The following is a 21,779-nucleotide window of genomic DNA, read 5'->3' on the forward strand; positions in this document are numbered from 1 at the left end:
GCGTTAAAGCTTTATTTGCCCGTCTTGACCTTGGTCCAGCTACGGGTCATCAAACGTTGCACTTTCGGGGGTAGCTCGAAGTTGACAAAGGTCCTGTCGAGTACCGCCTGCGGTGGGTAAACCGCTTCGTCCGTGCGTATCGATTGCTCCATCAGTTTGTCCGCCCCTGGGTTAGGGTTGGCATAACCGACGTAATCACTGACCTGGGCGATAACCTCAGGTTGCAGCAAATAGTTGATGAAGGCATGGGCCTCTTTGACGTTGGTGGCATCCTTGGGGATGGCCAGCACGTCGAACCACAGGTTGCCGCCTTCTTTGGGAATCGTGTAGGCGATGTTCACGCCTTTGCCAGCCTCGGCCGCACGGGCCTTGGCCTGGAACACATCGCCGGAGAAACCCGCCGCCACACAGATGTTGCCGTTGGCCAGGTCCGAGATGTATTTGGAAGAATGGAAGTAGGTCACGTACGGCCGCACTTTCAGCAGCTTCTCTTCGGCCTTCTTGTAGTCATCCGGGTTCGTGCTGTTGGGGTTCAGGCCCATGTAGTTGAGCACCGCCGGCAGCATTTCATCCGCCGAGTCCATGAACGACACGCCGCAGGTCGCCAGCTTCTTCATGTTTTCCGGCTCGAACAGCACCGCCCAGGAATCGATATGGTCGACGCCCAGCACTTCCTTCACCTTATCGACGTTGTAGCCGATGCCATTGGTGCCCCACAGGTACGGCACGGCGTACTGGTTGCCAGGGTCATTCTTTTCCAGGCGCTTGAGCAGCGCCGGGTCGAGGTTGGCGTAATTCGTCAGCAATGACTTGTCGAGCTTCTGGAACGCCCCGGCCTTGATCTGCTTGCCCAGGAAGTGGTTGGACGGCACCACCACGTCGTAGCCGGTACGCCCGGCCAGCAGCTTGCCTTCCAGGGTTTCGTTGGAATCAAACACGTCATACACGGGCTTGATGCCGCTGGCCTTTTCAAAGTTGGCCAGGGTGTCGGTGCCGATGTAATCCGACCAGTTATAAATATGCACCGTCGGTGCGGCCTGCACGCTCAACGTCAGCGTGATACCTGCACCCACCAGCATGGCTTTGCGAAATAAAGAAATTGGCAAGTGGAGGTCCTCTTAAATAGTTGGGCCCAAAGTTGTTGCCCGGCAACAAAACCGGCGCGCAACTTACCCTCGATAAACCGATCCGGCAAAACTTTCTGTCATTTAATTGTTTCGATAACCACCGCGCCAGGCGCGGTGGTTAACAAAGACCGGTTATTTCCCGGACTTGATCTTGGTCCAGCTGCGTGTCATTTCACGCTGGGTGGCAGCCGGCAGGTCAGCAATGGCATAGAGCTTGGCCTGTACGTCCGCTGGCGGGTAGATGCCCGGGTCGCTGGTGATTTCTTTGTCGACCAGTGCGGTGGCCTTCTCGTTACCGTTCGGGAAGTGCACGCTGTTGGTGATTTCAGCCATGACTTCCGGTTTGAGCAGGTAGTTCATGAACTTGTACGCGGCGTCGACGTTCTCGGCATCTTTAGGGATGGCGACCATGTCGAAGAAGCTGCCAGCGCCTTCTTTCGGAATGTCGTAGGCCACCTTGACCTTGCCACCGGCTTCAGCCGCGCGGGACTTGGCCTGTTCGATGTCACCCGAGTAGCCCACGGCCACGCAGATGTTGCCGTTGGCGAGGTCGGAGATGTACTTGGATGAGTGGAAGTAGCCGATCGAAGGACGGATTTTCAGGAACAGGTCTTCGGCCTGCTTCAGGTCGGCCTTCTTCTGGGTGTCGGTCGGCAGGCCCAGGTAATGCAGCGCTACCGGCAGCATTTCGGTTGGCGAATCGAGGAAGCTCACGCCGCAGCTTTTCAGCTTGGCGATGTTCTCTGGCTTGAGCAGCACGTCCCACGAATCGATCTTGTCCACGCCCAGCGCGGCCTTGACCTTCTCCGGGTTGTAGCCGATGCCGATCGAGCCCCACATGTACGGGAAGGCGTGCTTGTTGTCCGGGTCGCTGACCGACACGGCTTTGAGCAGGGATTTGTTCAGGTTGTCGTAGTTGGACAGCTTGGACTTGTCCAGCTCCTGGTAGACACCGGCCTTGATCTGCTTGGCGAGGAAGTTGTTCGACGGTACGACGATGTCGTAACCGGACTTGCCTGCCAGCAACTTGGCTTCCAGGGTTTCGTTGCTGTCAAAAACGTCGTACACCACTTTGATGCCGGACTCTTTTTCAAAGTTGGCGATGGTGTCCGGTGCAATGTAGTCGGACCAGTTGTAGACGTGCAGCACTTTATCGTCAGCCTGGGCCGCGCCCGCCATTGCGCCCATCAGGGACAAGGCGAGGAGGGTCTTGCCAGCGTTCTTCAAACCTAATGCCTTCATTTGGTGATGCTCCAATTTTTTCTTTTTTGGGCCACAAGCTTCATATGTTTCGAGGCCCAGCCAAAGGGCAACAAAACAGGGCGACAGTCTGGCAAGTTCGAGGGCCGGCTTTCAACCAATGCCCCCATTTTTATAACCACTCAGACGCAGCGCCCGAAGCCGCTGCGTTCTGAGCCTAGCACTTAGCCCTGCAATGCCGCCAAAGTCAGGTCCAGGCACTGGCGAGCCTTGGTCACCAGCTCGTCGATTTCTGCCTTGCTGATCACCAGCGGTGGCGAAATGATCATGGTGTCGCCCACGGCGCGCATGATCAGGCCATTTTCGAAGCAGAACGTACGGCAGATCATGCCGACGCCCTTGCCTTCGTAACGCTTGCGGGTGGCTTTGTCCTGCACCAGTTCAATGGCACCAAGCATACCCACGCCACGCACTTCGCCCACCAGCGGATGATCCGCCAATTCCCTCAGACGTTTCTGCAAATACGGTGCCGTTTCGTCGTGGACACGGTTAACGATTTTTTCATCGCGCATGATGCGGATGTTTTCCAGCGCCACCGCGGCGGCAACCGGGTGACCGGAATAGGTGAAACCGTGGTTGAAATCACCGCCTTCATTAAGGACGTCCACCACTTCATCCCGCACGATCAGGCCGCCCATGGGGATGTAACCCGAGGTCAGGCCCTTGGCGATGGTCATCATGTGTGGCTTGAGGTCGTAGAAGTCGCTACCGAACCACTCACCGGTACGGCCGAAACCGCAGATCACTTCGTCGGCGATGAACAGGATGTCGTACTTGGCGAGGATTTCCTTGATGCGCGGCCAGTAGGTGGCCGGCGGTACGATCACGCCACCGGCGCCCTGGATCGGCTCGGCAATAAAGGCACCGACGTTGTCCACGCCCAGTTCCAGGATCTTTTCTTCCAGCTGGTTGGCGGCCCACACGCCGAATTCTTCGGGGCTCATATCGCCGCCTTCGCCAAACCAATAAGGCTGGGCGATGTGGGTGATGCCAGGGATCGGCAAGTCGCCCTGCTCATGCATATACGTCATGCCGCCCAGGCTGGCGCCGGCTACTGTGGAGCCGTGGTAGCCATTCTTGCGGCTGATGATGGTTTTCTTGTTTGGCTGGCCCTTGATCGCCCAGTAGTGGCGGACCATGCGCAACATGGTGTCGTTGCCTTCGGAGCCGGAACCGGTGAAGAACACGTGGTTCATGCCGGCAGGCGCGATGTCGGAAATGGCCTTGGCCAGTTCCAGCACCGGCGGGTGAGCGGTCTGGAAGAACAGGTTGTAGTACGGCAGTTCTTTCATCTGCTTGGCGGCGGCGTCAGCCAGTTCATCGCGACCGTAACCGATCGCCACGCACCACAGGCCGGCCATGCCGTCGAGGATCTTGTTGCCTTCGCTGTCCCACAGGTAAACGCCGTGGGCTTTGGTAATGATGCGCGGGCCTTTCTCTTTCAATTGCTTGAAGTCGCTGAACGGCGCCAGGTGATGATCGCTGCTCAAGGCTTGCCATTCACGGGTTTGCGGGTTGTTGCTGGACATACCAATCTCCTAGACTTTTCAGTGAAGGGCGCGCCGTTTAAAGGGCGCGCCCGGCGCATCAGACGGCGAAGAGCAGGAATTCCCGCTCCCACGAACTGATCACGCGCTTGAAGTTTTCATGCTCAGCCCGCTTGACCGCGACGTAGCCTGTGATGAATTTTTGACCCAGGTATTTCTCGATGGTCTTGCTGTTTTCCATGCGTTCCAGGGCGTCTTCGATGGTCAACGGCAGGCGCAGGTTGCGTCGCTCGTAACCACGACCCACCACTGGCGCGCTCGGGTTATGGCCTTCGACCATGCCGATGTAGCCGCACAACAAGCTGGCGGCAATCGCCAGGTATGGGTTGGCGTCGGCGCCCGGCAGGCGGTTTTCCACACGGCGGTTCTGCGGGCCGGCATCCGGTACACGCAGGCCGACGGTGCGGTTTTCTTCGCCCCATTCCACGTTGACCGGCGCCGAGGTGTCGGGCAGGAAGCGGCGGAACGAGTTCACGTTGGGGGCAAACAGCGGCAGCAATTCAGGGATGAATTTCTGCAGGCCACCAATGTGGTTGAGGAACAGCTGGCTCATGGTCCCGTCTTCATTGGAAAAGACGTTCTTGCCGGTGGCGATGTCGATGATGCTCTGGTGCAGGTGCATCGCGCTGCCAGGCTCGCCGGTCATAGGCTTGGCCATGAAGGTGGCGGCCACGTTGTGCTTGAGCGCGGCTTCACGCATGGTGCGCTTGAACACCAGGATCTGGTCGGCCAGGGACAGCGCATCGCCGTGACGGAAGTTGATTTCCATCTGCGCGGTGCCGTCTTCGTGGATCAGGGTGTCGAGGTCCAGCTCCTGCAGTTCGCACCAGTCGTAGACGTCTTCGAACAACGGGTCGAATTCGTTGGCGGCTTCTATAGAGAAGGACTGACGACCAGTCTCCGGGCGACCGGAACGGCCAATCGGCGGTTGCAGCGGGAAGTCCGGGTCTTCGCAGCGTTTGGTCAGGTAGAACTCCATCTCCGGCGCCACGATGGGCTGCCAGCCGCGGTCGGCATAGAGCTTGAGGACTTTCTTGAGCACGTTGCGCGGCGACAGCTCGATCGGGTTGCCTTGCTTGTCGTAGGTGTCGTGGATCACCTGGGCGGTAGGCTCGATGGCCCAAGGCACCAGGTACACCGCGTTCTGGTCGGGGCGGCAGATCATGTCGATGTCGGCCGGGTCGAGCAATTCGTAGTAGATGTCGTCTTCGACATAGTCGCCGGTCACGGTCTGCAACAGAACGCTCTCGGGCAGGCGCATGCCTTTCTCGGCGATGAACTTGTTGGTCGGCGAGATCTTGCCCCGGGTGATGCCGGTGAGGTCGCCAATCATGCATTCGACTTCTGTGATCTTGTGGTCTTTCAACCAATCGGTGAGCTGGTCGAGGTTGTTACTCATAAATGCCTCTGGGCTGGGTTTCCTGGCGTCCGTTAAAGGCCAGGCGTTGGTTGACGCAGCATCCGCGTCGTTTTTTCATTCAGGGTAGGAGCTTACCTGCCATTTGCTGCAGCGTTGCATTCCTCACGCCAAAGTTGTGCGCAATCTTGAGCAGCATGCGAGGCGCAGGCCGTTCGGTGGCAAATGAGGAGGCAAAAAAGAGGTCGGCCCGGGCGTCAAGAATAATGGCCGGTGCGCAGGCATTCACGCGGGAGGAATGGACGGATGACACAGCCTGGCTGAAGCAGGCCAAGACGCCGTTGGGCGGCAGGTGAAACATGAAGCACCCCGGTATTATTGCTGTTATGGGTTTGAATCGAGCTTAGCCTTGTTCATTTTTTTACACAACACCCCCGTAAAAAATACAACACGGGCCGCTCAAGCCTGCTAGTCCCAAGTCCCTCAAACCCGAAAAACCGCCCCAAAAAGCCCCAAAAAAGCCATCGCAGCGCTTTTTTAGGGCAAAAAAGGCCTCGCTTGACTTCGGCATGCCGTTCGGGTTGACTGAAACCAGAAAAGATCAATGATTGATATTTTTAACAACAAAGGTGTTGCATCATGTCGGTACCCCCGCGTGCCGTTCAGCTTAACGAAGCGAACGCGTTCCTTAAGGATCATCCTGAGGTTCTGTACGTAGACCTTCTAATTGCGGATATGAATGGTGTGGTGCGCGGCAAGCGCATCGAACGCACCAGCCTCCACAAGGTTTACGAGAAGGGCATTAACCTGCCTGCCTCTTTATTTGCCCTGGATATCAACGGCTCTACGGTGGAAAGCACCGGTCTGGGCCTGGACATCGGTGATGCTGACCGAATCTGTTATCCGATCCCCGACACCCTGTGCAATGAGCCGTGGCAAAAGCGCCCTACCGCGCAACTGCTGATGACCATGCACGAACTTGAAGGTGAACCTTTCTTCGCCGATCCGCGCGAAGTGCTCCGCCAAGTTGTAAGCAAATTTGACGACCTCGGTCTGACCATCTGCGCCGCCTTCGAGCTTGAGTTCTACCTGATCGACCAGGAGAACGTGAACGGCCGCCCACAACCGCCCCGCTCGCCGATCTCCGGCAAACGCCCGCACTCGACACAGGTCTACCTGATCGACGACCTCGACGAATACGTCGACTGCCTCCAGGACATCCTGGAAGGTGCCAAAGAGCAAGGCATCCCGGCCGACGCCATCGTCAAGGAAAGTGCCCCGGCGCAGTTCGAAGTGAACCTGCACCACGTCGCCGACCCGATCAAGGCCTGCGACTACGCGGTACTGCTCAAGCGCCTGATCAAGAACATCGCCTACGACCATGAGATGGACACCACCTTCATGGCCAAGCCTTACCCAGGCCAGGCAGGCAACGGTTTGCACGTACACATCTCCATTCTGGACAAGGACGGCAAGAACATCTTTGCCAGCGAGGATCCCGAGCAGAACGCCGCATTGCGTCACGCGATCGGCGGTGTGCTCGAGACCCTGCCCGCCCAAATGGCGTTCCTGTGCCCCAACGTCAACTCCTACCGTCGTTTCGGCGCACAGTTCTACGTGCCGAACTCGCCGTGCTGGGGCCTGGATAACCGCACCGTGGCGATCCGCGTACCGACCGGCTCGTCCGATGCCGTACGTATCGAACACCGCGTGGCCGGCGCCGACGCCAACCCTTACCTGCTGATGGCTTCGGTCCTGGCAGGCGTGCACCACGGCCTGACCAACAAGATCGAGCCTGGCGCACCCGTGGAAGGCAACAGCTACGAGCAGAACGAACAGAGCCTGCCGAACAACCTGCGCGATGCCCTGCGTGAGTTGGACGACAGCGAGGTGATGGCCAAGTACATCGATCCTAAATACATCGATATCTTCGTCGCCTGTAAGGAAAGTGAGCTGGAGGAGTTCGAACACTCCATCTCCGACCTTGAGTACAACTGGTACCTGCATACCGTCTAAACGGCGGCTGCAATAAAAGAATGCCGCAGGCTGAATGGCCTGCGGCATTTTTTATGGTGTTCTCTAATACAATGCCCGCTGCCTTGTAGGAGACTTCCATGACCACCCGCCCCGCCGCCCCTCGCAAACCCCGCGCCCGCAGCCAGGCCCGGATCGACGCGATCCTCGACGCCGCCCGCACTTTGCTGGCCGCCGAAGGCGTGGCGAGTTTGTCGATCTATAGCGTGGCCGAGCGGGCGCAGATCCCGCCGTCGTCGGTGTATCACTTTTTCGCCAGTGTGCCGGCGTTGTTGGAAGCCTTGACCGCTGACGTTCACGGCGCATTTCGGGCCGCTATCCAGGCGCCCATCGACCATGACTCACTCAAGCATTGGCGCGACCTGTCCTATATCGTCGAGCAACGCATGCTCACGGTCTACGATCAGGATGCCGCTGCTCGCCAGTTGATCCTGGCCCAGCATGGGCTGACGGAAGTGACCCAGGCGGATCGTCAGCACGATCTGGAATTGGGCGATTTGATGCTCACGGTGTTCAACCGTCACTTTGAAGTGCCGACGCTACCGAATGATGTGGACGTGTTTGCGTTGGCCCTGGAGCTGAGCGACCGCGTGTATGCACGCTCGGTGCATCAGCATGGGTTGATCACGCCGCGTATGGCGGAGGAAGGGATGCGGGTGTTTGATGCGTATGTGGGGCTGTACCTGCCGCCCTACCTGTCCAAACGCACACAACTGTAGGTGCCGGTTTGCCGGCCCCTACAGGAGGTAGCGTGATCACAACTTGGCGATCGACACCTCAGTCGATTTCACAAAGGCAATCACCTCACTGCCAATCACCAGCTCCAGCTCTTTGACCGAGCGGGTAGTGATCACGGATGTCACGATACCGGACGCAGTCTGCACGTCGATTTCCGACAGCACGTCACCTTCGACGATTTCCTTGATGGTGCCTTTGAACTGGTTACGCACGTTGATCGCTTTAATAGTCATGTCGTTCTCTCTTCGTAGGACAAGTGAGTTATTGAGCCCAGCGCAATTGCGTAGGCAGCGGTGAAACAGGTTCAGGTTCCGGCGGTGAGCCCGGCAAGGACAACACACGGTTGAGCACTTCAGCTTCCAGCGCGGCCAGGCGGTGTGAGCCGCGGGCGCGTGGGCGTGGCAGGTCGACGATCAGGTCCAAACCGATTTCGCCGTCTTCGATCAGGATTACCCGGTCGGCAATCGCCACGGCTTCGCTGACGTCGTGGGTGACCAGCAACACGGTGAAGCCGTGCTTCTGCCAGAGGTTTTCGATCAATTGCTGCATCTCGATACGGGTCAAGGCATCCAGCGCACCCAACGGCTCATCCAGCAGCAGCAAGCGCGGTTGGTGGATCAGCGCACGGGCCAAGGCCACGCGTTGCTTCTGCCCGCCGGACAGCGCCGCCGGCCATTCATTGGCGCGCTCGGCCAGGCCGACCGCTTCCAGGGCTTCCAACGCTTTGGGGCGCCAGTTGCCTTTAAGGCCCAGGCCGACGTTGTCGATGATTTTTTTCCAGGGCAGCAGGCGCGCCTCCTGGAACATCAACCGCGTGTCTTCAATCGCTTCGCTCAAGGGCGCGGAACCGGCCAGCAGTTCGCCGCCGCTGGCCTTATCCAGGCCAGCCAGCAGGCGTAGCAAAGTACTTTTGCCGCAACCGCTGCGCCCGACCACAGCCACGAACTGACCGGCCGGAATATGCAGGTCGATGTCCTTGAGCACTTCGCGCGCACCAAAGGCCTTGCGCAGCTTGCGTACCGCCAGGGGAATGCCCTTGAGCAGGCGCGGGGGTTGTTGAGCTGTCATGCCGCACCTCCTTTATTTACTTGATACGCCGGATGCCAGCGCAGCCACACACGCTCCAGACCGCGCGCCGCCAGATCGGCCAGCTTGCCGAGGATCGCGTACATGACAATGGCCAGTACCACCACGTCGGTTTGCAGGAATTCGCGGGCGTTCATCGCCAGGTAGCCAATACCGGAGCTGGCGGAGATGGTTTCTGCCACGATCAGCGTCAGCCACATGAAACCCAGGGCAAAGCGCACGCCCACCAAAATCGATGGCAGCGCGCCTGGCAGGATCACCTGCCGGAACAGGCTGAACCCGGACAAGCCGTAGCTTCGCGACATTTCCACCAGCGCCGGGTCGACGTTGCGGATGCCGTGGTAGGTGTTGAGGTAAATCGGGAACAGCGTGCCGAGGGCGACCAGGAAAATCTTCGCCGTCTCATCAATGCCAAACCACAGGATCACCAGCGGAATCAGCGCCAAATGCGGCACGTTGCGGATCATCTGCACCGAGCTGTCGAGCAGGCGTTCGCCCCACTTCGACAGGCCAGTGATAAAGCCCAGGGCCAGGCCGATGCTGCCGCCGATCACGAAACCCAGGCCCGCGCGCCAGCCACTGATGGCCAGGTGAGTCCAGATTTCGCCGCTGGCGACCAAGTGGACACCGGCGGCGATCACGGCACTGGGTGCCGGCAGAATGCGGGTCGACAACCAACCCGCCGACACCGACAGCTGCCACACCGCGAGTAACAAAATCGGCAGCACCCAAGGCGCCACGCGATGACTCAATTTTTCATAGTTCATGGGCTGCCTCAGCTCGCCGACGCAGCTTTGGGAAGGATGTCGTTGGCGACCATTTCGCCGAACGGGCTGACGTAGCCGGCGCTTTTCGGCAACTCGGGACGTTCGATATCCAGGTGCGGAAACAGCAACTCCGCGACGCGATACGACTCTTCCAGGTGTGGATAGCCGGAGAAGATAAACGTGTCGATGCCCAGGGCGGCGTATTCCTTCACGCGTGCCGCCACGGTTGGGCCATCACCCACCAGCGCGGTGCCTGCACCGCCACGCACCAGGCCGACGCCGGCCCACAGGTTGGGGCTGACTTCCAGGTTGTCGCGGCTGCCGCCGTGCAACGCGGCCATGCGTTGCTGGCCTACCGAGTCAAAGCGCGACAACGAGGCCTGGGCGCGGGCGATGGTGTCGTCGTCCACATGGGAGATCAATTTGTCGGCGGCTTTCCACGCCTCTTCATTGGTTTCACGGACGATCACATGCAAGCGAATGCCGAAGCGCAGGGTACGGCCGAGGTTCTCGGCCTTGGCCCGCACCTGTGCGATCTTTTCCGCAACCGCGGCAGGCGGCTCGCCCCAGGTCAACACCATTTCCACTTGCTCGGCCGCCAGGTCCTGGGCCGCCTCGGAAGAACCACCGAAATACAGCGGCGGACGCGGTTGCTGGATCGGTGGGTAGAGCAACTTGGCGCCTTTGACGCTGATGTGCTCACCGTCGTAATCCACGGTTTCGCCTTCCAGCACACGGCGCCAGATGCGCGTGAATTCCACCGAGGCCTGATAGCGCTCTTCGTGGCTGAGGAACAAACCATCGCCGGCCAATTCTTCCGGGTCACCCCCGGTGACCAGGTTGAACAGGGCACGGCCGCCGGACAGTCGGTCCAGGGTCGCGGCCTGACGCGCGGCCACCGTCGGGGAAATGATCCCGGGGCGCAGGGCAACCAGGAACTTCAGACGCTGGGTCACCGGGATCAGCGAGGCCGCCACCAACCACGAGTCTTCGCAGGAGCGACCGGTAGGGATCAGCACCCCGCCGAAACCCAGGCGGTCAGCGGCCTGGGCCACTTGCTGCAGGTAACCGTGATCGACGGCGCGAGCGCCTTCGGCGGTGCCAAGGTAATGGCCGTCGCCGTGGGTAGGCAGGAACCAGAAAATATTGAGGCTCATGGAGTTGTCTCCTGAAGAAGTCGGATTACGGCGCTTTGGCCACGGCGGCGGGTGGTGTCCAGATCACGTCCTTGATGTTCAAGGGCTTGGGGATCAATTTGAGCTGGTAGAAGCTGTCGGCGATTTTCTGCTGGGCGGCCACCACTTCCGGCGTCAGGAACAGCGCGCCGTAGCCTTGGCGTTTCACCGAGGTCAGGGTGATGTCGGCTGGCAGGCCGAGCAGCGGGGCAACTTGTTCAGTCACTTCCTGCGGGTTGGCCTTGGACCACTCGCCCACGGCGCGCACTTCTTCGATCAGCGCCTTGACCACTTCAGGGTGTTTTTCAGCGTAAGGCTTGGTCGCCAGGTAAAACTGGTGGTTGTCGGCAATGCCAGTACCGTCACGCAGGGTGCGCGCTTGCAGTTGTTTCTCGGCGGCGGCCTGGTACGGGTCCCAGATCACCCAGGCGTCGACGCTGCCGCGCTCGAAGGCCGCACGCGCATCGGCGGGCGGCAGGAACACGGTCTGCACATCGGTGTATTTCAGGCCGGCGTCTTCCAGGGCACGTACCAGTAGGTAATGCACGTTGGAGCCTTTGTTCAGGACGATTTTCTTGCCCTTGAGTTCGGCCACGGATTTGATCGGTGAGTCTTTCGGCACCAGGATCGCTTCGCTGGTCGGTGCGGGTGGCTCGTAGGCGACGTAGAGCAAGTCGGCACCGGCGGCCTGGGCGAAGACGGGCGGGGTTTCGCCGGTCACGCCGAAGTCGATGGAGCCGACGTTCAGGCCTTCCAGCAACTGCGGGCCGCCGGGGAACTCGGTCCACTGCACGTTCACGCCTTGGGCCGCCAGGCGCTTCTCCAGCGTGCCTTTGGCCTTGAGCAGCACAAGCGTGCCGTATTTCTGATAACCGATCCGCAGGGTTTCGGCGGCTTGAGCTTGAACAATGGCGCCGAAGGACACAGCCGCAGCAAACAGTGCGACCAGACCACGACGCAAGATGACAGTGCGCATGGCGCTCTCTCCAAATAGTGCGTTCAGGGGGTTGGCTGCACCTGCTTGGCCGTTGGCGGCTGAGTAAGGTGAGTTTTTTACGTTTCGGTGTGGCTTAAATGCTCCAGCGAGCACTCAACAAACGTTCATTCAACACATGGGGGTCCAGCGGTTTCGGGCGACGGGCCATGGCGCCGTAGAGCGTTTCCAGGGCTTCGTGCAAACGGTGTTCAAGTACCGGCACCAGTTGCGCCTGGGCGCTGCCTTCGCCGTAGGCGATCTGGCTGTCTTCGGCAAAGATGCCGTGGAGCAATTCCTGGGCCTTCAGCGCCGACAGCACCGGCTTCAAGGCATAGTCCACCGCCAGCATGTGGGCGATGCTGCCGCCGGTGGCCATCGGCAACACGATCTTGTGGGCCAGGGCGCGTTCGGGCAGCAGGTCCAGCACGGTTTTCAGCGCACCGGAGAACGAGGCCTTGTAGACCGGCGTGGCGATTACCAAGCCATCTGCGTTAGCCACTTGCTGCAACAGGTCGATAACCTTGGGGCTGTCGAAGCGTGCATGCAGCAGGTCTTCAGCCGGGAAGTCCCGTATCTGGTAACTCACCACTTCTACGCCTTTGTCTTGCAACCACTGACGGGTTTTATCCAGCAACACCCCGGAGCGGGAACGCTGGCTGGGACTGCCTCCAAGTGTTACGACCAACATGCAGGAATTCCTTGAGCAGGTGTCGGCGGTTCGCTGTGTGGCGATGGCGCCAAGATGGAACAGACCTTATCAGCAGATTCATATATCTTTAAATCTTATTTTTTCATGTGTTTATTCTTTAATTGCATATACGAGATATGAAATCGCAGGCGAAAAAAAAGGCCGTCGAAACGGCCTCAAAACCCCTGCTATGTGATCAGCGATTCGGTTGTGGCGTGAGGCGCAGGTACGGCTTCACCGCACGATACCCCTTCGGAAAGCGTTTCTTGATCTCCTCCTCATCCTTGAGCGACGGCACGATCACCACTTCATCGCCGTCCTGCCAGTTGGCGGGCGTGGCGACCTTGTGGTTGTCGGTCAACTGCAACGAGTCGATGACCCGCAGGATTTCGTGGAAGTTGCGCCCGGTGCTGGCCGGGTAGGTGATGGTCAGGCGGATCTTCTTGTTCGGGTCGATCACGAACAAGGAACGCACCGTGAGGGTGTCACTGGCGTTGGGGTGGATCAGGTCGTAGAGGTCGGACACTTTACGGTCGGCGTCGGCCAGGATCGGGAAGTTGACGAGGGTGTTCTGGGTTTCGTTGATGTCTTCGATCCACTTGTGGTGCGAATCCACTGGGTCGACCGAGAGGGCGATGGCCTTGACGCCACGCTGGTCGAATTCGTCCTTGAGCTTGGCGGTGAAGCCCAGCTCGGTGGTGCACACCGGGGTGAAATCCGCCGGGTGGGAAAACAGCACACCCCAGCTATCGCCCAGCCATTCGTGGAAACGAATCTTGCCGGCGCTGGAATCCTGTTCGAAGTCGGGGGCGATATCGCCCAGTCTTAGGCTCATGGTGTGGCTCCTGGTGAGTGCTTATGGAGTCCACTGTGCATGCAATAGGGATTATTTAAAAAGAATAAATATCGATTTATCTAGACGATAAAGGAATATTAAAAATCTGTTCATTGGACGTAGTCGAAGGCGAGGAGCACCATCGTTTCCAAGGTTCGAGAAGGCCTTGAGACGCTGTACAAAGAGGGGTTCAGGAAGGGCTTGCGGGGGTTTAGCCCGACTTGAAAGTAAAACACCTTGCCCGGTGTTGCACCGGGCAAGGCATTACACACTTACAACAGCTTCACGCTACTAGAACAGTGGCAGCGAGTAGCTGACGATCAGACGGTTTTCGTCCTGGGAACGGGTGTTCGCCAGATCGGTACGCCACATAGCGTTTTTCCAGGCGAAGCCGAGGTTTTTCAGCGGGCCTTCTGGAATCACGTAGGCAACGGTGATGTCGCGTTCCCACTCGGATTGACCGGTGGTTTCGGCGCGACCAGCGTTGTTGGCGATAGTGTCGATGTCGCTACCTTTGAGGTAAACAACACCAGCGGTCAGGCCAGGTACACCGACTTTCGCGAAGTCATAGGCGTAGCGAGCTTGCCAGGTACGCTCGCCGGCACGGGCGAACTTCTGGATCTGCATGTCGGTAGTGATGTAAGCCGACGAGCCGTCACCCTGGTTCAACCAAGGGAAGTCGCTGCTGCCATTGCTGACCTGGTAACCACCACCGAAGGTGTGACCGGCAACGGTGTACAGGAACAGGCCGCTGTACAGGTTGTTGTCGACCTTGCCTTTACCGGCATTGAAGTTGTTGTAGTTACCGCTGGAGTAGTAAGCGGCGGTGTTGCCGTTCTTGCCATCATCCGAGCTGTTGAAATAACGCAGGTCAGACTTCAGAACGCCCGGGCCGATTGACCAGTTGTGGGTCAGACCCAGGAAGTGCTGCTTGTAGAAGTCTTCCAGGTTGCCGTAGTAGTACTGGGCAGTCAGGTCTTTGGTCAGCTTGTAGTCACCACCGGCGTAGTAGAACTTGTTGCTGAACTTGCCGGCGTTGTAGTTGGAGCTACCGTTGGCGCCACCGATCGACAGGTTTTCGTTGTTGCTGGAGTTACGGCCCTTGGCCTTCTCCACCTGACCGGCCACCAGGGTCAAATCCTTGATGTCGTTGGTAGTGATCTGGCCACCTTGGAAGGTTTGCGGCAGCAAACGACCATCGTTGGTCACGATAACCGGCAGCTTAGGCTGCAAGGTGCCCAGCTTCAGTTCGGTCTGGGAGATTTTCACCTTACCGGTCACGCCCAGGCTGGCGTAATCGTTGACGGCTTTGTTGCCATCGCTTGGGAACACGGTACCGCCGGAAGCGGTGCCGGTGTAGTTACCATGTTCTGCATGGCTGGAGTCGAGGCGCACGCCGTACAGGCCAATAGCGTCAACACCAAATTGGACGGTGCCTTGGGTGTAACCCGAGATGAAACGCAGGTCGAATCCCTGGCCCCATTCAGCGTTTTTGCTCGCCGAGTTGGAAGTGCCACGGTGACCGTCACGGTTATCTGTGTTGATGTAGAAGTTACGCAGCCCCAGTGTTGCCTTGCTGTCTTCGATGAAACCGGCGGAGTTTGCCTGCTGGGCAACCGCAGCCAAAGCTACGGCCAACGCCAATGTTGACTTCTTCATGTACCGCTCCTCTCATTTCTAATTTTTGTATTTCTTTGGTCTCGGGTCTGACGCCCTCGATCCACAGATGCGCGATTAGCGCCAGATAGTGACTACCAAGTCAATCGTAACCTTGTGTGTCTACTACCTTCGTCTAATCGCAGTTGATTTGGTCCCTGCAGGGTAATGAGTTTTTCATACACCCAAAAAGAATTGTTTCATTCTTTTTCATACGATTTGGGAATAAGCCTTTCCATGATGCGGACAAGTCAGGGTAGACGAACCGCTCCATAAGCTAATTCCTAAAGGGTATTTGTTAGCGCTTTTTTAGATCGATTAGTGTGGCCGTACTGTTGCATACGTCACCCACGATCAAAAAGGCGACGCCATCATGGCCAAACGCACATCCTCCCGTCAATTTGTTACAGTTTTTGTGTCACTAATACTTTCTTTTGGTGTCAAAGCCGCCGATTTAACCATCGGTTATCAAACCGGCATTGACCCCAGCAAAGTCCCACAGGCCGACGGCCTCTATGAGAAGGCCATCGGTGAAAAAATCGCCTGGCGCCGGTTCAACAGTGGGCCGGAAGTCGTCACCGCCATTGCCTCCGGCGATGTACAGATCGGCAACCTCGGTTCCAGCCCCCTTGCGGCGGCGACTTCACGGAATCTACCCATCGTCGCGTTCATCGTATCGGCGCAGATCAATACTTCTGAAGCTCTGGTGGTGCGTAACGGCAGCCACATTGACGCACCCAAGGATCTGATCGGCAAAACCATCGCCACGCCCTTTGTCTCAACCTCTCATTACAGCCTGCTCGGCGCGCTGAAGCACTGGGGACTGGACACCAAGCAGGTCAAGGTGGTGAACCTGCAACCAGCCGAAATTGCCGCCGCGTGGAAACGCGGCGATATCGACGGTGCCTTCGTGTGGTCGCCGGCTTTGGGCGAAATCCGCAAGACCGGCAAGACCCTGACAGACGCGGCCCAGGTGGGTCAGTGGGGTGCGCCGACGTTTGAAGTGTGGGTAGCACGCAAGGATTTCGCGGAAAAACATCCTGACGTAGTGGCCAAGTTTGCCAAGGTCACCCTGGATTCGTTTGCCGAGTATGCGGCCCATAAAGACGGGTGGACGGTGGATTCCGAGCAGGTGCAGAAAATCGCGAAACTGACAGGCTCGAATGCTGCCGACATTCCGGAGTTGTTGGCCGGTACCACCTTCCCCGATGCCCAGGCACAGCAAACTGACGCGCTGCTCAAAGGCGGCACGGCGAAGGCGATTGGGGAGACGGCGAAGTTCTTGAAGGAACAGGGGAAGGTTGAAGCGGTGTTGCCGGACTATTCGGCCTTTGTGACCGATAAATTCATCAAGCCCTGACATCTGTAGGCGCCAGGATGGCGCCTACAGAATGGAGTGTTACAGGGCCTTCTCGAAAATCTTCGAATTACGCTGATAGTTATACAGCGACGCCCGCGCCGACGGCAGACGATCCACGCTGCTCGGCACAAACCCCCGCTCACGGAACCAGTGGGCGGTGCGGGTGGTGAGCACAAACAAGGTCTTCAACCCCTGCGCACGAGCACGGGCCTGGATGCGCTCCAACAGCACATCGCCACGCGCACCATGACGGTATTCCGGGTTCACCGCCAGGCACGCCAGCTCACCCGCATCCGAATCCGCGATCTGGTACAGCGCCGCACAGGCGATGATCATGCCTTCGCGCTCCACCACGCTGAACTGCTCGATCTCACGCTCCAGCACTTCCCGCGAACGGCGCACCAGGATGCCCTGCTCTTCCAACGGGCTGATCAGGTCGAGCAACCCACCCACGTCTTCAATCGCGGCTTCGCGCACCTGCTCGAATTGTTCCTGGGCCACCAGCGTACCGCCGCCGTCGCGGGTGAACAGTTCGGTGAGCAAGGCACCGTCTTCGGCGTAGCTGACAATATGACTGCGCCCTACCCCACCCCGGCACGCTTCGGCGGCCGCATCGAGCAGTTCAGCCTGATAGTTGCTGCTGCCCAGGCGTTGCAAGTGAGCCGGCACTTGTTGGGGGCGCAGCTCGCGGACCAGGCGACCGTTCTCATCGATCAGGCCCATGTCTGCGCCAAACAGCAACAGCTTGTCGGCACCCAGGTCGATGGCCGCGCGGGTGGCAACGTCTTCGCAGGCCAGGTTGAAGATTTCACCGGTCGGCGAGTAGCCCAACGGCGACAGCAGCACGATAGAGCGTTCGTCCAACAGACGGTTGATGCCCTTGCGATCGACGCGGCGCACTTCGCCGGTGTGGTGGTAGTCCACGCCGTCCAATACGCCGATGGGGCGTGCGGTCACGAAATTACCGCTGGTTACCCGCAGGCGCGAGCCCTGCATCGGCGACGAGGCCATGTCCATCGACAGGCGCGCTTCAATGGCGATGCGCAGGTGGCCGACCGCGTCGATCACACACTCCAGCGTCGCCGCATCAGTGATGCGCATGCCTTCGTGATAAGTCGGGATCAGGCCACGTGCTTCAAGGCGCACTTCGATCTGTGGGCGCGAACCGTGGACCAGCACCAAGCGCACGCCCAGGCTGTGCAGCAGCACCAGGTCGTGGACGATATTGCCGAAGTTGGGATGCTCTACACCGTCGCCAGGCAGCATGACCACAAAGGTGCAGTCGCGATGGGCGTTGATGTAAGGGGACGCGTGACGAAGCCAATTAACGTAGTCGGGCATAAAACCTGGGCCTGTAATAAAAAGCAGCCGAAAAAGGATGAATCGTGAAAGCGCACAGCGGGCTGATGGTTATCGTCGGAACAGGCTTGGCGACACGCTCACTCTCCTTTCTATGTACGAACAGGTTGGGGTTAATTTATGCAGGTTTCAGGCAGTAATGTTCGATCAGTTCCCGCAATAGACGCACTGTAGGCGTCAAGCGTGACATTTCGAGGTACTCGCCCGGTTGGTGGGCGCAGGCGATATCGCCAGGGCCGAGCACCAGGGTTTCACACCCAAGGCGCTGAAGATAAGGCGCTTCGGTGCCGAACGCTACTGCTTCGGCACGATGGCCGGTCAATCGTTCCGCCACCCGCACCAGTTCGGCATCTTCGGGCTGCTCGAAAGGTGGTACTTCGGGGAACAGCGGCGCGTAATCAATCTTGACCTGATGGCGCTCGGCCAAGGGCACGAGCTTCTGCCGGATAGCGTCGCGCAGTACTTGCGGGTCCATGCCCGGCAGCGGCCGCAGGTCGAACTCCAGGGAACACTGGCCGCAGATGCGGTTGGGGTTGTCGCCACCGTGGATGCAGCCAAAATTCAGGGTCGGCTGCGGCACGCTGAACTGCGGGTTGCGGTATTCGCGCTGCCAGGCCAGGCGCAAGCCACGCAGTTCGCCAATGGCGTCGTGCATGGCTTCAAGAGCGCTGTGGCCCAGGCTGGGATCCGACGAATGGCCGCTTTGGCCGAGGATGTCGATGCGCTCCATCATTACGCCTTTGTGCAAGCGGATCGGCTTGAGCCCGGTCGGCTCGCCAATCACCGCTGCGCGGCCCAGCGGGCGCCCTGCTTCGGCCAATGCGCGGGCGCCGGACATGGAGCTTTCTTCATCGCAGGTGGCGAGGATCAACAGCGGCTGCTTGAACGGCTGGTCCAGCAACGGCAGCACCGCCTCGATGGCCAGGGCGAAAAAGCCCTTCATGTCGCAACTGCCCAGTCCTACCCAACGACCGTCGACTTCCGTCAGCTTGAGCGGATCGGTCTTCCACAACGCGGCGTCATAGGGCACGGTATCGCTATGGCCTGCCAGCACCAGCCCGCCGGGGCCGCTGCCGTAACTGGCCAGAAGGTTGAACTTGCCGGGGCTGACGTGTTGGATGTCGATGGCAAAACCCAGGTCGCCCAGCCAACTGGCGAGCAAGTCGATCACCGGGCGGTTGGTCTGGTCGAGAGAGGCCTGGGTGCAACTGACCGACGGCGCGGCAATCAGCGCGGCGAACTGCTCTTTCATGGACGGTAATGGCATGCGCGGCCTCTCGACTTCCCGGATGAGCCCCACTATAGAGCCATCTGCACGACACAATAAACCGTTGCGGCACGTTGCCGGGCTCAGTCCTGTACACTGCACGACCTTGGCAGCCACTCTTTTCCCCGGCTGCGCTCCCGATCCTGGATGTACCGGCCATGCAAAAAGAAACTGAAATCAAGCTTCGCGTCAGCCGCGAGACCCTCGCCGCGCTGCGTGAGCACCCGCTGCTGAAAAAACGCAACAAAAGTGGCTGGGAACGCCGTGAGTTGATGAACCAGTATTTCGACACCCCCGAGCGCGACCTGGCCCAGGCCAAAGTCGCCCTGCGCCTGCGCAAGGACGGTGACGACGTCATCCAGACCCTCAAGACCCGTGGCCAGAGCGTCGCCGGCTTGTCGGAACGCAACGAGTACAACTGGGAATTGCCCAAAGCCAAGCTCGACGTGAAGAAACTCGACGGCGAATGCTGGCCCGAGCAACTGGCCGAGCTGGACAAAAAGACTCTCAAGCCGATCTTCACCACCGACTTCGTGCGTGAACGCGCCGAAATCGCCTGGGGCCGTGGCAAGGCCAAGGTGGTCATCGAAGCCGCTCTGGACCTGGGCCACGTGGTGGTGGGCAAGCAAAAAGAAGAAATCTGCGAGCTGGAACTGGAACTGCGCGAAGGCGAACCGGCTGCACTGCTGGAGTTGGCCGCCGAACTGGCCGCCACCCTGGCCCTGATGCCGTGCGATATCAGCAAGGCCGAGCGCGGCTACCGCCTGTACGACGCCAGCAGCTATTCCCTGAGCCTGCCGGCGCCGCAGATCCACGCTGAAATGCCGCTGGACGACGCCTTCGCCGCCATCATGTGGCACCTGCTGGGCAGCAGCCAGCGCCTGGCTGAGCAATACCGTTTTAATGGCCATTGGCGCCTGCTGCAAGACTGGGTCGATAACCTTGGCGAACTGCGCGCCCTGATCGGCAGCCTCGGCCAAGCCGCGCCGCGTCAATCCACCAGCGAACTGCGCAGCGCACTGGATGCCCTGTTGGAAGACTGGCGCCCACTGGTACAAGCCGGTGACGACGACGAAGACATCCGCAAAGCCGCACCGGAACAATTCGCTGAAGAATTGGATGACGTGCGCTGGGGCCTGTTCTCACTGAACGCTTCGCGCTGGCTGATGGCCCGTACCTGGACTGCCGACCGCAACGTACGTGGCAACCGTCAAGGCGCTGCGCAAATCACCAACTGGCTGCCACGCCTGCTGGCCGACGATGCCGTCGCCCTGCAACTGCCGCGTTACCAGCAACAGCCGGAAGACCTGGCCGAGCAGCTGCCGCGCATCGAACGCATCCAAGCCTGGCTGCACCATGCACGTCAGGTGGTCGACATCCCGGAGCTGGACCGTTTGTACGGCGAGCTGAACAAGTTGGCGCAACTGGCCAACCAGCCGATCACCGATGAGTCGCTGGATGCGCGGATGCATCAAGCGATTGCGGTGTATCAGAACCGTGCGTGGAAAACGCTGCTGCGCCTGTAAAATCGCTGTCTCCAGCCTGTCAGCGCAATACTGGCAGGCTGGTGGTGGACTTGATCTCCGACAACGCCACAATCGAATTGACCTCCTGAATCCCCGGCACCATCGACAGCTTCTCGAAGAAAAACCGCTCATACGCCTCGATGTCCGAGGTGACGATGCGCAGTAGAAAATCCACCGCCCCCATCAACACATAACACTCCAGCACTTCCGGAAACCCGCGAATCGCGTCGGTGAACTCGGTGAAGTTGGAGCGGCCGTGGGCGTTGAGTTTGACCTCGGCGAAAATCTGCGTGTTGAGGCCGATCTTCTTGCGGTCCAGCAACGTCACCTGACCGCGAATCACCCCCTCTTCCTTGAGACGTTGAATACGCCGCCAGCACGGTGACTGGGATAAGCCGACCTGCTCGGCGATCTGCGCGCTGGACAGCGAGGCGTCCTCTTGCAGCAGGGCCAGGATACGGCGATCGTAGACGTCCAACTCGCTGTGCATATAAATACCTTCTATGACGCTTATCTTGAATTGATTAATTCAATCAACCTTCAAACAGGCCCATCTTAGATAAGAAATCTCCTTTGTCGAATGTAAAAATTTCTCCAGTCGAATCTGGAGCTTTCCCATGCACGCCGTCGAAACCACTCACACTGTTACCCGCGTCGATGCGTGGGCCGTCACCAGCGTTCATTGCCAGGCGCACTACCGGATCGTCGCCGAGGCGGAGCCTGATCTGTTATGCCGGGTCCTCAACTATTTCGCGCTGCAATTCCTCACGCCGCGACAGGTCACGGTGAACCGGGAAGATGACCTGCTGCACATCGACATCGTGATGGACGGCCTGAGCTGGCACCGCGCCCAAGTGATCGGTGAAAAGATTCGAAACCTGATCAGCGTGTGCACGCTGGATATGTGGTCGGCTGACTCCATGGGGCCTCAAGCCGTGGTGGCGGTCGCCCAGTAAAAGCCTGCAATACACGCTGGGAGGCAGATACTCATCGGCTGGCTAGCCTGGGATTTACATCCACT

At 59.1% G+C, this 21,779-nt stretch carries 21 protein-coding genes; 5 read left to right on the forward strand and 16 right to left on the reverse strand.

Annotation, left to right across the window (positions count from 1 at the left end):
* Nucleotides 1-11: 11 nt before the first annotated feature.
* The 5 genes from OZ428_RS31655 to OZ428_RS31675 form a co-directional block, all read right to left on the reverse strand.
* Entirely contained in the window at nucleotides 12-1,106 is a 1,095-nt protein-coding gene (locus OZ428_RS31655; RefSeq protein ID WP_010207338.1) for a polyamine ABC transporter substrate-binding protein, read from the reverse strand.
* 153 nt (nucleotides 1,107-1,259) lie between these two features.
* Entirely contained in the window at nucleotides 1,260-2,354 is a 1,095-nt protein-coding gene (locus OZ428_RS31660) for a polyamine ABC transporter substrate-binding protein (protein ID WP_028618369.1), read from the reverse strand.
* 197 nt (nucleotides 2,355-2,551) lie between these two features.
* On the reverse strand, nucleotides 2,552-3,916 hold the full coding sequence (locus tag OZ428_RS31665; protein WP_016978998.1) for an aspartate aminotransferase family protein: 1,365 nt from the start codon (nucleotides 3,914-3,916) through the stop codon (nucleotides 2,552-2,554).
* A gap of 58 nt (nucleotides 3,917-3,974) precedes the next feature.
* A complete protein-coding gene (locus tag OZ428_RS31670; RefSeq protein WP_028618371.1) occupies nucleotides 3,975-5,333 on the reverse strand; it encodes a glutamine synthetase family protein in 1,359 nt (452 codons plus the stop codon).
* 79 nt (nucleotides 5,334-5,412) lie between these two features.
* Complete coding sequence (locus OZ428_RS31675; protein ID WP_133075502.1) at nucleotides 5,413-5,652, reverse strand: hypothetical protein; 240 nt, start codon at nucleotides 5,650-5,652, stop codon at nucleotides 5,413-5,415.
* A gap of 278 nt (nucleotides 5,653-5,930) precedes the next feature.
* Here OZ428_RS31675 and OZ428_RS31680 point away from each other — a divergent pair, with 278 nt between their 5' ends.
* Both OZ428_RS31680 and OZ428_RS31685 read left to right on the forward strand, forming a co-directional pair.
* Nucleotides 5,931-7,307: a glutamine synthetase family protein gene (locus tag OZ428_RS31680; RefSeq protein WP_003213894.1), complete on the forward strand. Its 1,377-nt coding sequence runs from the start codon at nucleotides 5,931-5,933 to the stop codon at nucleotides 7,305-7,307.
* Between the two features lie 98 nt (nucleotides 7,308-7,405).
* Entirely contained in the window at nucleotides 7,406-8,044 is a 639-nt protein-coding gene (locus tag OZ428_RS31685) for a TetR/AcrR family transcriptional regulator (protein ID WP_133075503.1), read from the forward strand.
* Between the two features lie 36 nt (nucleotides 8,045-8,080).
* Here the strand turns inward: OZ428_RS31685 and OZ428_RS31690 are convergent, their stop codons facing one another.
* The 8 genes from OZ428_RS31690 to OZ428_RS31725 all read right to left on the reverse strand — a co-directional run bounded on the left by OZ428_RS31690 (nucleotide 8,081) and on the right by OZ428_RS31725 (nucleotide 15,249).
* The gene (locus tag OZ428_RS31690) at nucleotides 8,081-8,296 is read right to left on the reverse strand and encodes a TOBE domain-containing protein (RefSeq protein WP_003213899.1); all 216 of its coding nucleotides are present in this window, start codon (nucleotides 8,294-8,296) and stop codon (nucleotides 8,081-8,083) included.
* A 28-nt stretch (nucleotides 8,297-8,324) separates the two neighbouring features.
* On the reverse strand, nucleotides 8,325-9,131 hold the full coding sequence (gene ssuB, locus OZ428_RS31695; protein WP_016978995.1) for an aliphatic sulfonates ABC transporter ATP-binding protein: 807 nt from the start codon (nucleotides 9,129-9,131) through the stop codon (nucleotides 8,325-8,327).
* Nucleotides 9,128-9,916 (reverse strand): aliphatic sulfonate ABC transporter permease SsuC, encoded by a 789-nt coding sequence (gene ssuC / locus OZ428_RS31700; RefSeq protein WP_016978992.1) that lies wholly within the window; start codon nucleotides 9,914-9,916, stop codon nucleotides 9,128-9,130. Before ssuC ends, ssuB begins: the two co-directional genes overlap by 4 nt.
* Before the next feature lie 8 nt (nucleotides 9,917-9,924).
* Nucleotides 9,925-11,073, reverse strand: coding sequence for an FMNH2-dependent alkanesulfonate monooxygenase (gene ssuD / locus OZ428_RS31705; RefSeq protein WP_033897561.1), 1,149 nt, complete (start codon nucleotides 11,071-11,073; stop codon nucleotides 9,925-9,927).
* A 25-nt stretch (nucleotides 11,074-11,098) separates the two neighbouring features.
* Nucleotides 11,099-12,067, reverse strand: a complete 969-nt coding sequence (locus OZ428_RS31710; RefSeq protein ID WP_016978990.1) for a sulfonate ABC transporter substrate-binding protein — start codon at nucleotides 12,065-12,067, stop codon at nucleotides 11,099-11,101.
* 94 nt (nucleotides 12,068-12,161) lie between these two features.
* On the reverse strand, nucleotides 12,162-12,755 hold the full coding sequence (gene ssuE, locus OZ428_RS31715) for an NADPH-dependent FMN reductase (protein ID WP_015886424.1): 594 nt from the start codon (nucleotides 12,753-12,755) through the stop codon (nucleotides 12,162-12,164).
* A 196-nt stretch (nucleotides 12,756-12,951) separates the two neighbouring features.
* Complete coding sequence (locus OZ428_RS31720; RefSeq protein ID WP_269132259.1) at nucleotides 12,952-13,590, reverse strand: peroxiredoxin; 639 nt, start codon at nucleotides 13,588-13,590, stop codon at nucleotides 12,952-12,954.
* Between the two features lie 291 nt (nucleotides 13,591-13,881).
* Nucleotides 13,882-15,249: an OprD family porin gene (locus tag OZ428_RS31725; protein ID WP_269132260.1), complete on the reverse strand. Its 1,368-nt coding sequence runs from the start codon at nucleotides 15,247-15,249 to the stop codon at nucleotides 13,882-13,884.
* 370 nt (nucleotides 15,250-15,619) lie between these two features.
* Here OZ428_RS31725 and tauA point away from each other — a divergent pair, with 370 nt between their 5' ends.
* On the forward strand, nucleotides 15,620-16,606 hold the full coding sequence (gene tauA / locus OZ428_RS31730) for a taurine ABC transporter substrate-binding protein (RefSeq protein WP_133075507.1): 987 nt from the start codon (nucleotides 15,620-15,622) through the stop codon (nucleotides 16,604-16,606).
* A gap of 39 nt (nucleotides 16,607-16,645) precedes the next feature.
* Here the strand turns inward: tauA and argA are convergent, their stop codons facing one another.
* Both argA and argE read right to left on the reverse strand, forming a co-directional pair.
* The gene (gene argA, locus OZ428_RS31735; protein ID WP_016978985.1) at nucleotides 16,646-17,947 is read right to left on the reverse strand and encodes an amino-acid N-acetyltransferase; all 1,302 of its coding nucleotides are present in this window, start codon (nucleotides 17,945-17,947) and stop codon (nucleotides 16,646-16,648) included.
* Between the two features lie 136 nt (nucleotides 17,948-18,083).
* The gene (gene argE, locus OZ428_RS31740; RefSeq protein WP_016978984.1) at nucleotides 18,084-19,232 is read right to left on the reverse strand and encodes an acetylornithine deacetylase; all 1,149 of its coding nucleotides are present in this window, start codon (nucleotides 19,230-19,232) and stop codon (nucleotides 18,084-18,086) included.
* Nucleotides 19,233-19,390: 158 nt separating this feature from the next.
* On the opposite strand from argE, the gene OZ428_RS31745 reads away from it, so the two are divergent.
* Entirely contained in the window at nucleotides 19,391-20,758 is a 1,368-nt protein-coding gene (locus OZ428_RS31745; RefSeq protein ID WP_133075508.1) for a CYTH domain-containing protein, read from the forward strand.
* A 19-nt stretch (nucleotides 20,759-20,777) separates the two neighbouring features.
* Here OZ428_RS31745 and OZ428_RS31750 read toward each other — a convergent pair whose 3' ends face one another.
* Nucleotides 20,778-21,248: an Lrp/AsnC family transcriptional regulator gene (locus OZ428_RS31750; protein ID WP_033897555.1), complete on the reverse strand. Its 471-nt coding sequence runs from the start codon at nucleotides 21,246-21,248 to the stop codon at nucleotides 20,778-20,780.
* A gap of 127 nt (nucleotides 21,249-21,375) precedes the next feature.
* Here OZ428_RS31750 and OZ428_RS31755 point away from each other — a divergent pair, with 127 nt between their 5' ends.
* Nucleotides 21,376-21,714, forward strand: coding sequence for a hypothetical protein (locus tag OZ428_RS31755; RefSeq protein WP_133075509.1), 339 nt, complete (start codon nucleotides 21,376-21,378; stop codon nucleotides 21,712-21,714).
* The last annotated feature ends 65 nt before the right edge of the window (nucleotides 21,715-21,779 follow it).

The organism is Pseudomonas sp. GXZC, from assembly GCF_026967615.1.
Classification (GTDB): domain Bacteria; phylum Pseudomonadota; class Gammaproteobacteria; order Pseudomonadales; family Pseudomonadaceae; genus Aquipseudomonas; species Aquipseudomonas azotoformans_A.